The sequence below is a fragment of the Streptomyces sp. NBC_00989 genome (genome assembly GCF_045162655.1).
In the GTDB taxonomy this organism is placed as follows: domain Bacteria; phylum Actinomycetota; class Actinomycetes; order Streptomycetales; family Streptomycetaceae; genus Streptomyces.
In genome coordinates, this window is the sequence record NZ_CP108728.1 from 3228004 (window position 1) to 3241383 (window position 13380).

Below are 13380 nucleotides of genomic sequence, written 5' to 3' on the forward strand. Positions count from 1 at the left end.
TGCGGGTCTCTTGCGTTGTTACGGCGCGGGCCAGACGAGCTTGTCGCCGCTGTAGATGTCCTTGACGAAGGACGTGTCGAACCACCCGGTCGCCTTGGCGGCGGTCACACTGCTCGGCACGATCTTGAACTGGTGCAGCATGGCGACGAGTTGGGCCACGTTGTCGGGGTCGACACCGCCCAGCGGCTGTCCGGGCGTCGGGTTCTCCTTGACGACCTGCGTCTCGGTCTTCCAGATCGTCGCGTTCAGCTTCTTGTCGTAGGTCGGGCCGGACAACTTGGCCGCGTAGCCGACGCATTCGCTGATGTGCGCCTCACTGGCGGAGCAGTACTCGTACGCGTGCAGCGCGGCCCGCAGAATGTCCTCGACGGCGTGCGGATGCGCCTTGGCGAAGGCCGGGTTGACCGCCATCGCGCCGATCGAGCTCGGGATCTTGTAGTCGACCGGCTTCCACACGGTGACGTCCTTGCCGGCCGCCTTCAGCTGGTTCGGCTCGTTGGAGACGAACCCGGTGAGCGCTTCGAGGCCGCCCTGCTTGCGAGGCAGCACGGAGGGGTCGTATCCCTCCTTGACCAGCTTGAGCGAGTCCCACTTGACCCCGGCCTTGACCAGCATCGCCTCGACGGTGGCGGGGACGTACCCCTTGTGCCCGACCACCTTCCCGTCGAGCTGGGTCAGCTTGGTGATGTCCTTGTTCGTCATCAGAATGTCGAGCCCGGCATTCGAGTACGAGGAAATCCCCTTGATGTCAATGCCGTTGGCCTGCGCCTGGATCAGGTCCTGCTCGGAGATCGCGGACACAGTCGCCTGTCCACCGGCGAGCAACTTGGTGTTCTGCGCGGTGTCGCCGCTGCCCGGCTTGAGATCGACGGTGAGGCAAAGGTCCTTGAAATACCCCAACTTGGCGGCGGCGATGTATTCGAGGATCGAGACGGAGGACTGGAACTGGTACCCGGAGAGATACGTGATCTTCCCGGCGGCCTTGTTCTCGGCACACCGCTTCGCGGAAATCGCGGAACCTGCCGAGCCCGCGGAGGTGCTGTCGTCCGAGCCGGAGCCACATCCTGCGACTCCGAGCACCAACACGGCGGCGACGAGGGTGGATCTGGTGAGGCGATAGCGAGACATGGGTGACTCCAAACTGGCTGAAGAGCCGGTGAATTGATGAACGAGGGCCCAGGCAGGCACCCCTTCAGGGGCGCGGGGAACTGCGCGACCAGCCCCCACCGGCCCGCAGCCAAATGACGACCGAGCCGCGCAGCGCTTAGTCCTGATTGCTGTCGTGCCAATGCAGCACGCGCCGCTCAACGACAGTCACCGCGAGCAACAACAGCACGCCCATAAGCGCAAGCACGAAGATCGAGGCGTAAACAACTGGGAGTTGATTCATGGAGGAGGCCACACTGATCGCGGTGCCCAATCCCCCCGTGGACCCCGACGCCGACATCTCCGCCACCACCGCCCCGATGATCGACAGCGGAAAGACGATACGCAGCGCGGCAAAGAGATACGGCAACGCATTCGGCACACGCACATGCCACAGCAACTCGACCCGGCTGGCGTCCATCGTCCGATAGACCTGCAACACCTGCTGAGGAACAGACCTCAACCCCGTAGCCGTGTTGATGAGGATCGGGAAGAAACAGATCAGCCCGGTGATGATCAGCTTGGGCATCGGCCCGAAGCCGAAAGCCACGACAAGCGCCGGCGCGATCGCAACCAGCGGCGTGACATTGAGGACGACGGCGACCGGCATCACCGCCCGCCGCACCAACGGAAGTTCACTCGTCAGCACCGCGAGGACGAACGCCCCGACGAACCCCATCCCCAGCCCGGCCGTAGCCTCACCAAGGGTCACCAGGGCGTTGTGGACGTAGTACCCGAGTTCATCGGAGAGAGAGCCACCGACATCGGACAACGGCGGCAGCAGATAAGGAAGTTGCCCGGCCCCCCAGTGCCAGAGCCCGGCAAGGAGCACCAGCATCACGACGAGGGGCAGCCATACGGCCGGCCGGATCCACGCGATCCGCGACCTCGGGTGCTTCAGACTGAAGCGGGACGGTTCGGCGGGCGGCTGCTTCCCGGTGGCACCGGCCGTACCGGCCGCCGGGGCGTCGGTGGTGCGTTCGTCGGCTACTGTCATGTCCCTCACGCCCCCACTCACGCGGCTTCGCTGTGCCAGGCGCGCCGCAGCCGCTCTCTCACCAGGTCCTCGTACTCGTGGAACCGCCGTTCCCCGAAGAGCCGTTCACCGCGCGGCCGGGGCAGGTCGATGTCGATGCTCTCGACGATGCGACCGGGGTTCGGCGCCATGACGACGACGGAGTCGGAGAGCCGTACGGCTTCGGAGACGGAGTGGGTGACGAACAGGACGGTCGTCCTCAACTCCTCCCAGAGGTCGAGGAGTTGGTCCTGAAGGCTCTCGCGGGTGAACTCGTCGAGCGCCGAGAAGGGTTCGTCCATGACGAGCACGTCGGGTCGCAGGCCGAACGCCCGCACGATCGCGGCGCGTTGGCGCATGCCGCCGGACAACTGGGCCGGGAGCTTGTGCAGGGCGTCGCCGAGACCGGCCTTGACGAGGAGTTCCCTCATGTCGGGAGCGGCCGTCTGCCGCTCGGCGAAGTCGGCGATGCGTTCACGGCGTTTGCCGGCGCCGCGGTTGATCTTCTGCGGCAGCGTGACGTTGCGCAGGACGGACAGCCACGGCAGCAGCGCGGGACTCTGCGGCACGAGCCCGATCATCTTGGCCGCGCACGCCTCCGCAGGCGTCACCCCGTGCACCGACACCTGGCCGAGGTCCGGCTGTTCGAGGCCGGCGACGAGACGCAGCAGGGTGGACTTTCCGCAGCCGCTGGGGCCGATGAGACTGACGAAGCGGCCCGACGGCACCGTCAGGTGGACGTCGTCGAGGGCCGTGGTCGCGGCGGACCCGAAGCCGTAGACCCGTCGTACCGACCGCAGTTGGAGTGCTGGCGTACCAGTCACCTTCACGCTCCCATCCATGTCGCGGGCACAAGTGCCCGATCCTGGAAGTCGGAGAGCGTGCGTAGCGAGTGCGACTGACTGCCACGCGGAAATCCGCTTAGGTGCCCCCGACCGTAGGAAGATTGTGTTTCGGGACAGCGCAGTTGACTGTTACGGGCGTTTTACGTCTGGCCGCGACGGGAGGCGCAGCGGGGCGACCGCGCCGCCGTCGAACACGTGGATCTCGATCCCGAGGTCCGCCGCGGCGCGCGCCACCCAGCCGCCGAGGGCCTGCACGATCAGCTCGGTGACCAGCAGCACCGCGCGCTCGGCGGTCGGTACGGAGTCCCGCAGCCAGAGCAGTTTGAACATGTCCGCCATGACCTTGTTGCGGTACGCGGGCTTGTACGCACCCTGGTTGCCGACCAGTTGGACGAGCACGCGGCAGGAGGCGTCGATCCCCTCGACCTCGACCCGGCTGCCGTCGGGCAGCATGAGCGGCTTCGGGCGCAGCGGCGTACCGAGGTGGTCGCCGAGCGCGAGCAGCATGCGGCGCTCGACAGACCCCTCGGCGAACCGGCTCCACTCGGTGGGGGCGTCCAGGACGATCAGGTGCATCCGCCGCATCCTAGGAAGGGTCCGTTTCCCCCGTGTTGCTTAGGGTGGACCACCATGAGATCCGGCGGAGCGACAAGGACACCTGACGAGGATGCGGGTATGACACGACTCGACGGCCGGGTCGAGCGGGGCAACCGCACCCGGCGACTCGTCCTGCGCCGCACCGTCGACATCGCCTCCGTGGAGGGCCTGGAGGCGCTGTCCGTGGGCCGGTTGGCCACCGAACTGCGGCTCAGCAAGAGCGGGGTGTTCGCGCTCTTCGGCTCCAAGCAGGAACTCCAGCTGGCCACCGTGCGCGAGGCGGCCCGCATCTACACGGAGAGGGTCATCGGGCCCGCCGTCGAAGTCCCGCCCGGGGTGGGCCGGTTGTGGCGGCTGTGCGAACTGTGGCTGGAGTACTCGCGCGGGCGGGTCTTCCCGGGCGGCTGTTTCTTCTACGAGGTCATCGCCGAGTTCGACGCCCGCTCCGGTCCGGTGCACGACGCGGTGGTGGGCGCGCAGCGGGACTGGACGGCCTTCGTGGAGCGGACGGCCGCCGAGGCCCGGGACGCGGGCGAGTTGCGGGCCGACACCGACATACCCCAACTCGCCTTCGAGATCGTCGCGTTGATGGAGACGTCGAACGCGGTCTCCGTACTGCACGACGAGGAGACCGCGTACCGCAGGGCCCGTGTCGGCATAGCGGCCCGCCTGCGCTGCGCGGCCACGGACCCGTCGGCGGCTCCTCAAGTCCCCTGACACACAAGGCATTTCACCTCCCCACAGGCAGCACATTCCCCCTCCCCCATTTCGGCCGAAAACAAGTAGCACGACCGTTCGCACAGTTTTAGGCTCAAGCCCCATGACAGCCACCGGAACGGACATCGTCGAGCTCGACCGGATCGCCGTGTACGAGGCTCTGCGCGTAGTGGAGTTGGCGCAGGAGGAGGACTGGGAGCGGGACACCCCCTGCGCGGGGTGGGACCTGCGGCGGCTCGTGGCGCACATGGCCGCGCAGCATCACGGGTTCGCGGCCGCCGCGCACGGTGCGGGTGGGGACAGGGCGTACTGGCGGGAGCCGGAGGACATGAGCGAGCCGGCCCGCACGCACCGCGCGGCGGCCACGGCCGTGCTCGCCGCGTTCGCCGAACCCGGCGCCACCGGGCGGGAGTTCGCCCTGCCGGAGCTGGGCGCGAGCTTCCCCGGGCGGACGGCGATCGGCTTCCACTTCATCGACTACGTCGTCCACGCCTGGGACGTCGCCGCCGCACTCGGCGTAGCGCTGGACCTGTCGGACGACGTCCTGGACATCGCGCTGGTGGTGGCCCAACTGGTGCCCACCGACCCGGCCGTGCGCGGACCGGGCTTCGCCTTCGCCCCGCCGCTCGACACACCCCCGGAGGCGGGCCCGCTCGACGAGACGCTACGACTGCTGGGCCGGACCCCGGAGCACTGGCCCACGAAGAGCCACTGAACTCACTTCCTTTGCCTTCCCTTTGAGCAAAGCTGCCCTCCCTTTGAACAAGGAAACCGCCCCGTGCGTACCTCCTGGCACTACTGGCCAAGCGTCAACTTCTCCAACGACCAGTTGGTTTCCCCGGGAGGCTCCCTTGCGTCGTATCAACGGTACGGCTGTGTTCATCGCGACCATTTTCGCCACCACCGGTGCGCTCGTCTTTCCCGTGTGGTCGTACGCCGACCGGGCGGGCACCGGGCAGGCGAATGTGGCGGCGGGCACCGTGAACACCGAGTGGGGGCCGTTGACGGCCGCCGACCGGGATCTGATCGTGCGGGTGCGGCTGGCCGGGCTGTGGGAGCTGCCGGCCGGGCAGCAGGCGATCGAGCGGGCGCCCAGCCAGGCGATCAAGGAGGCCGGGGACCATCTCATCGTCGGCCACACCGACCTCGACAAGCGGGTGCGGATCGTCGCCGCCCAGCTCAATGTCGCGCTGCCCAATGTGCCGAACGAGCAACAGCAGGGCTGGCTGCGGGAGATGAGCGCGGCGACCGGCGCCGAGTACGAGTACAAGTTCGTCAACCTGCTGCGGGCCGCGCACGGCAAGATCTTCCCGGCCATCGGCGCCGTACGGAACAGCACGCGCAACACCCTCGTGCGGCAGCTGGCCTCGGACACCAACCAGACCGTGCTGGACCACATCACGGTGCTGGAGAAGACCGGGCGGGTCGACTTCGACGCGATCGCCAACGGAATCGCGAATGCCTCGACCGCCAGCCCGACCGGCCCCGCGGCACCCGTACCCGGCCAAGTGGCGCCCTCGGCACCGGTCGCCGAGGCGAGCCCGAACATCGGCACCACCTCACGGCCGTCCCCGGGCGCACCGGGCACGGTCAACACCGGCCGACCGGATCCGGTCGACTCGAACGGCGTGCTGGGCTAGGGCCTGCCCCGGCCGTCCAGGTCCCGGCCCCGAACCTCAAATGTTGCTCTGAAGTGACGCGGCCGAGGTTCGGGGCCCGGCCCGTGGGCGATACCCCCGTCACACCGAACGGCGGACTTGTGGAGTTCATGGCTTGCCTGGAGAACGGGGACGGACGATGGAGCGACTGGGAACGGGCATCGGCTGGCGGCCGGAGATCGCGGACGCCGTGGAGCGCATGCCGGGCATCGACTGGGTCGAGGCCGTGGCCGAGAACGTCTGCCCCGGCCACCTCCCCGACTCGCTGATACGGCTGCGCGAGCGCGGCGTGACCGTGATCCCGCACGGCGTCTCCCTCGGCCTCGGCGGCGCCGACCGGCCGGACGAGGGCAGGCTGACGGCGCTCGCCGAGCGGGCCGAGGCGCTGGGCGCGCCGCTGGTCACGGAGCACATCGCGTTCGTCCGCGCGGGCGGCTCCCTGACCGCGTCCCCGCTCCTCGAAGCGGGCCACCTGTTGCCCGTACCGCGCACCTGGGACGCCCTCGACGTGCTCTGCGAGAACGTCCGCATCGCCCAGGACGCGCTGCCCGTACCCCTCGCGGTCGAGAACATCGCCGCGCTGCTGGCCTGGCCCGGCGAGGAGATGACCGAGGGCCAGTTCCTGTACGAACTGGCCGACCGCACCGGCGTACGGCTCCTCATCGACGTCGCCAACCTGCACACCAACCACGTCAACCGCGGCGAGGACCCGGCCAAGGCCCTCGCCGGACTCCCCGTCGAGGCCATCGCGTACGTCCATGTCGCGGGCGGCGTCGAGCGCGACGGCGTCTGGCACGACACCCACGCCCACCCGGTCCCCGCCCAGGTCCTCGCCATCCTGACCGACCTCGCGTCCCGCGTCTCCCCGCCGGGAGTGCTGCTGGAGCGCGACGACAACTTCCCCGAACCGGCCGTGCTGGAGCGGGAGTTGGAGGCTATTCAGGGGGCGCTGACCAAGGGGTGGGCGCGGTCCGCCGCGAGCCGGGTGCCCGCACGGGAGGCGGCACGGGCGGCGGCATCCACGCCCGAGGCCACCGGCACCGTCGCCACTCCCCCGGCCGCACCGCGGTCCTCCGACTGCGCCCGCCAACGCGTCGCGCTGGCCCAGACCGCCCTGCTCTCCGCCCTGGTCGCCGGTACGCCCGTCCCCGACGGGTTCGACCGGATGCGGCTCGGTGTGCAGGCGCGGGCGCTCGGGGTGAAGCGGGCCGATGTCGTGGCCAAGGTGGCTCCCGAACTGCCGGTGATCCTCGGCGACTTGTACCGGCCGGCCTTCCTCGCGTACGCGCACTCGCACCCGATGACCGGCGGTTACCGGCGTGACGCGCTGGACTTCGCGGGGCAGGTGCTGCTCTCCGGCGGGCCCGAGGACGCCGAGGTGCGGCGGGAGTTGCGGGAGTGGTGGCTGGAGCGCTCGGGTCCTGCCCCGCGTTCTTCGCGGCCCGCGGTCCGGCTCGCCCGCGCCACCCGGCGGGTGCTGCTGCGCCGTTGAGGGGTCGGTCCGGCGCCGACCAGGGGCCTTGGAAGGTGACAGTGACTCCGCAGTAATATTGCGGTCCCGCACGAGAAGCGCACAGAAAGCACACTCACGTGCGGTGCCGTAACAGGAGGCACCCATGCGACCGCGACCCCCGGTACAAGGCCGAGGCATATTCAGTGGCACCGGCGTCATCGTCGTGGGCCTGACCGCGACCCTGGCCGCGCTGGTCTTCCCGGTCTGGTCCTACGCCGACCGGTCCGGGACGACCGGTGCGAGCGTGCTCAGCGACCAGACCGTGACGACGCAGTACGGGCCGTTGTCCGCCCTGGACCGGGACTTCGTCACGAGGGTCCGGCTGGCCGGGCTGTGGGAGCTGCCGGCCGGTCAGCAGGCCGAGGAGAAGGGCACCACCGCGGCCGTACGGACGGCGGGGCAGCACCTCATCGACGGGCACACGTTCCTGGACGAGCGGGTGCGTGATGTCGCCGCCCGGCTCGGGCTGCCGCTGCCCAACCAGCCCAACGCGCAGCAACAGCAGTGGCTCGCCACGCTCAACGCGGCGCAGGGCGTGGACTTCGACCGGAAGTTCGCCAACATCCTGCGCCTCGCGCACGGCAAGGTGTTCACGGTGGTCGCGCAGGTCCGCGCCACCACCCAGAACTCCCTGGTCCGCGCCCTCGCCGACGACGCGAACACGACCGTCCTGGACCACATCAAGGTCCTGGAGGCCACCGGGTACGTCGACTTCGGCACGCTGGCCCGGGACATGGCCGCGTCGAGTTCGCCCGTGCCCAGCGTCTCCGCCGCCGCCGACCCCGGCCAGATCGTCCCGCTGACCCCGTCGGTCTCCCCGACCTACACCCTCCCGCCGGCCGCCTCCAGCCCACCGGCGTCGGCGCAGCCGTAGAAACGTTTCGGCCGTGGTTCGTTTCCGGACATTCGGAACGTCACATACCGACAACGCTCCGTCCGGATTGTGAACAAGGCATGGCGTCACGTTGGGCCCTTGGCATAGAAACGTGGCATGTTCTGGGTCCTTCTCCTGCTCCTGGCCTGGGCCGTCGCCGGCACGGCGTGCACGCGGCTGTGCCTGGCCGCCGTCAGAGCGGCGGCCGTCGACGCGGACGACGCGGGCACGGGACACGATCTGACGCTCTACGAGGCGGCGTTCCTGTCCGGCGGTCCCGCGCGGGTCGCCGATCTGACGCTGGTCTCCATGGCGCGGCAGCACCGGCTGCTGCTCGCGCACACCGGCTGGGCGACCGTCGTCGACCCGCGCGGCCGGGACGCCATCGAGCGGTCGGTGATAGGCGCGATCGGGCCCGAGGGGCAGTCCAGGATCGGCCCGGTGCGGGCCACCGCGGCGGCCACGGACGCGGTCCGCGACGTCGCGGACCGGCTCGTCGACGCGGGGCTGGCCGTACCGGACGGGAGCCGTACGACCGTCGCTGCCGGGGTACGGCAGGTGCGGGCCGCCGCGCTCGTCGTGCTCGTGCTGGGCGTGACCGCGCTGCTGACGCCGGGGGCCGAGATGCCGCGGGGGCTGGTCGCGCTCTGGTTCGGGCTGCCGCTGGCCCTCACGCTGAGCTGTCTGGCCGTCGCGCGGGTCGAGGTGCACCCGTACTCGCGCTGGGCCTCCCCGGCCGGTCAGCGGCTGCTGGGCACGCTGGCCCGGCACGCGGGCAGCGGGGACGACCGTACGTATCTGACGTCCGTCGCCGTACGCGGCATCCGCGCGGTCGGCGAGCCGGATCTGCGGGCGGCGTTCGCGCACCGCGAGCAGTACGAGTGGCGCCGCTGACCACAGCGTGAAGGCGCTCCCCGGGGGCGCACAGGGGTCATTGGGGCCGACACCGCCCAATGGTGCTTGCCTTCGCCAACAGCCGAACGAAACATCCCTTTTGTTGCTGCCGTGCTCCGAAGGGATACCCCACCATGCGAGCCGCCGCCCTGTACTCGGCCGCCGGGTCCTTGCTCCTCACCACCCTCACCGCCACGCCGGCCACCGGTACGCCGGGCGTTCCCGGCGTCCGCGCGGCCGAGTCGACCGGCACCACGCTGGCCGCCGCGCACGCCCGGGCCGCGGGCATCACCTTCGGGAAGTGCCCGGACGCGCAGGACCTGCCCGGCGTCATGGAGTGCGGCACGGTCTCCGTCCCGCTCGACTACGCGCACCCCGACGGCAAGCAGATCAAGCTGACCGTCAGCCGCGCCCGGGCCACCCACAAGGACCCGCACAACAGCAAGCGCAGAGTGCCCGGCCAGGGCTCCCTGGTCTACAACCCCGGCGGCCCCGGCGCCTCCGGCCTCTACTTCCCGCTGATCGGCATGCTCCCCGAGTGGAAGCGCATCGCGTCGGCCTACGACCTCGTCGGCTACGCCCCGCGCGGCGTCGACAAGTCGGCGCCGCTGTCCTGCGTGGACCCCAAGCACTTCTTCAAGGCGCCCTCGCAGTCGCCGGCGTACCCCTCGGAGTCGTACAAGAAGGAACGCGTCGCGGAGGCCAAGAGCTACGCGCGCGGCTGCGCCAAGCGCTCCGGCAGCAAGCTCCGCTTCTACAACTCCCTGAACAACGCCCGCGACCTGGACGTCCTGCGCGCCGCACTCGGCGAGAACAAACTGACGTTCATGGGCGCGTCCTACGGGACCTACTTCGGGGCGCTGTACGCGACGCTGTTCCCCTCGCACGTACGGCGGATGGTGTTCGACTCGGCGGTGAACCCGGACCCCGAGCAGATCTGGTACCGCAACAACCTCGACCAGTCGGCCGCGTTCGAGGGCCGCTGGACGGACTTCCGGGAGTGGATCGCCAAGCACGACGATGTCTACGGCCTCGGCGACACGGCGGCGAAGGTGCTCGGCAGCTACCGCAGGGCCGAGGCACGGCTCGCCGAGAAGCCCGCGGGCGGCAAGGTGGGTCCTGCGCAGTTGCAGGGCTCGATCCTGTCGGCCGGGTACTACGACGACTACTGGCCGCACACCGCCGCCGCGCTGTCGTCGTACCTGAAGGGCGACCCGAAGCAGCTGATCCAGCAGGCCGGGCCGACGGCGGGGGCTGCCGTCGAGGCGGAGAACGGCAACGCGGTCTACACGGCCGTCGAGTGCAACGACGCGGCCTGGCCCACCGAGTGGGGTGTCTGGGACCGGGACAACACCCGGCTCGCGCGGGTCGCGCCGTTCGAGACGTGGGACAACGTGTGGATGAATCTGCCGTGCGCGTACTGGCCCGAGCCGCGTCAGCAGCCCCTTGATGTGCGGACCGGGCCGGGTGAGTTGCCGCCGGTGCTCATCCTTGCTGCCGAACGGGATGCGGCTACACCGTACGACGGGGCGCTGGAGTTGCAACGGCGGCTGTCCGACTCGGTGTTGGTGACCGAGCGGGATGCCGGGACGCATGGGATCGCGGGTGGGGCCAACAAGTGCGTCAACGGGTATCTGGACGCGTACTTGCTGGAAGGGCAGCTGCCGGAGCGGCGTGCGGCTTGCGCGCCGCATGCTGAGCCGAAGGCTGCGCGACCGGGCCGTCGGTAGACCGCGGCCCGGTGGGGGCTGGTCGCGCCCGCGCGGCGGAGCCGCAAATCGACACAGCCTCGCGCTCCTTTGGGGCGCTTACGCCAGGCCTGCGACCAAGTCGCCGATGTCCTTGCGGCGGCCTGTGTAGAAGGGGACCTCTTCTCGGACGTGCATGCGGGCCTCGGAGGCGCGCAGGTGGCGCATGAGGTCGACGATGCGGTACAGCTCGTCGGCCTCGAAGGCCAGGAGCCATTCGTAGTCGCCGAGGGAGAAGGAGGCGACCGTGTTGGCGCGCACGTCCGCGTAGCCGCGGGCCATCTTGCCGTGGTCGGCGAGCATGCGGCGGCGGTCCTCGTCGGGCAGCAGGTACCAGTCGTAGGAGCGCACGAACGGGTACACGCTGACGTAGTTGCGCGGGGTCTCGTCGGCCAGGAAGGCCGGGATGTGCGAGCGGTTGAACTCGGCGGGGCGGTGCAGCGCCATGTTCGACCAGACCGGCTCCAGGGCGCGGCCGAGCTTCGTGCGGCGGAAGAGGTTGTACGCCTCCTGGAGCTGGTCGGCGGTCTCGGCGTGCCACCAGATCATGAGGTCGCCGTCGGCACGCAGACCCGACACGTCGTACGTGCCGCGGACCGTCACGTCCTTCGCGGCGAGCTGGTCGAACAGCTCCTGGACCTCGTCGGCGTATCCCGCGCGGTCCTCGGGCAGCACGTCCTTCAGCTTGAAGACGGACCACAGCGTGTAGCGGATGGCCTCGTTGAGGTCCTTGGCCAGCTTGCCCTTGTTCGGGATGCGGCCGGGCTCGGTGGTGGGGGCGTCGTCGCTCATGGGGCTATTCTCCCGCTCCGCCGGAGGCGCTCGGCACCGGGTCACCGGTCAGCCGCTCGACGGCCGCGTACGCGCTCGCGATGGTGGCCGGGATACCGACTCCGTCGTAGGCCGCGCCGCAGACTGCCAGGCCGGGGAGTTTAGCCACGTGCTCGCGGACACGGGTCACGCGCGCGTGGTGGCCGACCGGGTACTGGGGCAGGCCGTCGGTCCAGCGGGTGACCCGGGTTTCGAGGGGCGTGGCGTCAAGGCCGGTGGCCTCGCGCAGGTCGTGCCGGGAGACGTCCACGAGGCCGGCGTCGTCGCGCTCCAGGATCGTCGTCTCGCCGTACCGGCCCACCGAGGTGCGCAGGACCAGCACGTCCGGGTTCTCGTCGGCGATCCAGCCCCACTTCTGGGAGGCGAACGTGGATGCCTTGATGGTGCGGCCGTCGACCGGCGGTACCAAGAAGCCGCTGCCTTCGGGGAGTTCGACGTCCGCTCGGCGGTAGGCGAGGGTGACCAGGGCCATCGACGCGTACTCGACGGCGCCCAACTCGGCCGCGGCGCCCGGCACTTCGTCCCGCAGCAGCTCGGCGGCGACCGGGGCGGGTACGGCGACGATCACGCCGTCGGCGTCGAGCACGCGGTCTCCGGCGACGACCCGCCAGCCCGAGGCCCCGCTCCGGCGCAGCTCCGTCACCGGTGTCCCGGTGAGGATCTCGGCGCCCCGCGCGCGCACCGACTCCGCGACGGCGAGCGGCAGTCGGCCCACTCCGCCCTCGATGCCCATGAAGACCGGGCCGGTCTGCTGTGCGGCGGCGGCGCGCTCCTGGATGCCCCGGACGGCCTCGGTGAGGGAGTCGTGGGTCCGCGCGGCCTGGAACAGCTGCGGGACGGCGGAGCGCATCGAGATGCGGTACGCGTCGCCCGCGTAGACACCGCCCAGGAGGGGCTCGACGAGGCGGTCGACGACCTCGCGGCCGAGGCGTGCCGCCACGTACTCGCCGACCGCGACATCGTCGCCGACCTCCATGCGGGGCAGGTCGGCGTCGCGCTCGATGCGGTGCAGGCCCTCGTCCGAGAGGACTCCGGAGAGGGCGGACGCGGTGCCGGGGACGCCCATGACGTGGCCCTTGGGCATGGGGCGCAGGGCACCCCGGGTCCAGATCGACGCGGTGGCCGTGGCGGGCGCCTGAAGGCGGTCGGTGAGGCCCACCTCGCGGGCCAGCGCGACGGCCTCGGGGCGGCGGGCCAGCATCGACTCGGCGCCGAGGTCCACGCGGGCGCCCGCGATCTCACCGGGCAGCAGCTTGCCGCCGACCCGCTCCGACGCCTCGACGACGGTCACGCGCACGCCTCTGTCCAGCAGCCGGTGTGCGGCGGCCAGCCCGCCGATCCCGGCGCCGATGACGACGACATGCCCTGTGTCCGTACGAGTCTCCACTTCGCGCATGTCCCCAGCCTCTCAGACCCCACTGACAGTCCGACTCCGGCCCGGTGTCCGACGTGAGTTCCGACTGTGACCGCATCGGAACCGTTTCCCGCCAACGTCCCGCCCGGTCCCGGCGTCGAAGGAGCGTCAGTCGTCACGACGACCCC

At 70.4% G+C, this 13380-nt stretch carries 13 protein-coding genes; 7 read left to right on the forward strand and 6 right to left on the reverse strand.

Annotation, left to right across the window (positions count from 1 at the left end):
* Window positions 1-18: 18 nt before the first annotated feature.
* The 4 genes from OG714_RS13990 to OG714_RS14005 form a co-directional block, all read right to left on the reverse strand.
* Window positions 19-1128, reverse strand: a complete 1110-nt coding sequence (locus OG714_RS13990; protein WP_406120992.1) for an ABC transporter substrate-binding protein — start codon at window positions 1126-1128, stop codon at window positions 19-21.
* Between the two features lie 136 nt (window positions 1129-1264).
* Window positions 1265-2143: an ABC transporter permease gene (locus OG714_RS13995; protein ID WP_406120994.1), complete on the reverse strand. Its 879-nt coding sequence runs from the start codon at window positions 2141-2143 to the stop codon at window positions 1265-1267.
* Window positions 2144-2160: 17 nt separating this feature from the next.
* Complete coding sequence (locus OG714_RS14000) at window positions 2161-2985, reverse strand: ABC transporter ATP-binding protein (RefSeq protein ID WP_406120996.1); 825 nt, start codon at window positions 2983-2985, stop codon at window positions 2161-2163.
* A gap of 150 nt (window positions 2986-3135) precedes the next feature.
* Window positions 3136-3582 (reverse strand): hypothetical protein, encoded by a 447-nt coding sequence (locus tag OG714_RS14005; protein WP_406120998.1) that lies wholly within the window; start codon window positions 3580-3582, stop codon window positions 3136-3138.
* Between the two features lie 54 nt (window positions 3583-3636).
* On the opposite strand from OG714_RS14005, the gene OG714_RS14010 reads away from it, so the two are divergent.
* The 7 genes from OG714_RS14010 (at window position 3637) to OG714_RS14040 (ending at window position 10989) form a co-directional block, all read left to right on the forward strand.
* The gene (locus OG714_RS14010) at window positions 3637-4320 is read left to right on the forward strand and encodes a TetR/AcrR family transcriptional regulator (RefSeq protein WP_406121000.1); all 684 of its coding nucleotides are present in this window, start codon (window positions 3637-3639) and stop codon (window positions 4318-4320) included.
* A 103-nt stretch (window positions 4321-4423) separates the two neighbouring features.
* Window positions 4424-5035, forward strand: coding sequence for a TIGR03086 family metal-binding protein (locus tag OG714_RS14015; protein ID WP_406121002.1), 612 nt, complete (start codon window positions 4424-4426; stop codon window positions 5033-5035).
* 136 nt (window positions 5036-5171) lie between these two features.
* A complete protein-coding gene (locus tag OG714_RS14020) occupies window positions 5172-5960 on the forward strand; it encodes a DUF4142 domain-containing protein (RefSeq protein ID WP_406121004.1) in 789 nt (262 codons plus the stop codon).
* Window positions 5961-6117: 157 nt separating this feature from the next.
* On the forward strand, window positions 6118-7470 hold the full coding sequence (locus OG714_RS14025) for a DUF692 domain-containing protein (RefSeq protein ID WP_406121006.1): 1353 nt from the start codon (window positions 6118-6120) through the stop codon (window positions 7468-7470).
* A 124-nt stretch (window positions 7471-7594) separates the two neighbouring features.
* On the forward strand, window positions 7595-8365 hold the full coding sequence (locus OG714_RS14030; RefSeq protein ID WP_406121008.1) for a DUF4142 domain-containing protein: 771 nt from the start codon (window positions 7595-7597) through the stop codon (window positions 8363-8365).
* A gap of 117 nt (window positions 8366-8482) precedes the next feature.
* Window positions 8483-9259, forward strand: a complete 777-nt coding sequence (locus OG714_RS14035; protein WP_406121009.1) for a TIGR04222 domain-containing membrane protein — start codon at window positions 8483-8485, stop codon at window positions 9257-9259.
* Between the two features lie 134 nt (window positions 9260-9393).
* Window positions 9394-10989 (forward strand): alpha/beta hydrolase, encoded by a 1596-nt coding sequence (locus tag OG714_RS14040; protein WP_406121011.1) that lies wholly within the window; start codon window positions 9394-9396, stop codon window positions 10987-10989.
* A 78-nt stretch (window positions 10990-11067) separates the two neighbouring features.
* On the opposite strand, the gene hemQ is transcribed toward OG714_RS14040, so the two are convergent.
* Window positions 11068-11799 carry a hydrogen peroxide-dependent heme synthase gene (hemQ, locus tag OG714_RS14045; protein ID WP_406121012.1) on the reverse strand — a complete coding sequence of 244 codons (732 nt, stop codon included), beginning with the start codon at window positions 11797-11799 and terminating at the stop codon, window positions 11068-11070.
* 4 nt (window positions 11800-11803) lie between these two features.
* Complete coding sequence (gene hemG, locus OG714_RS14050) at window positions 11804-13234, reverse strand: protoporphyrinogen oxidase (RefSeq protein ID WP_406121013.1); 1431 nt, start codon at window positions 13232-13234, stop codon at window positions 11804-11806.
* Between the last annotated feature and the right edge of the window lie 146 nt (window positions 13235-13380).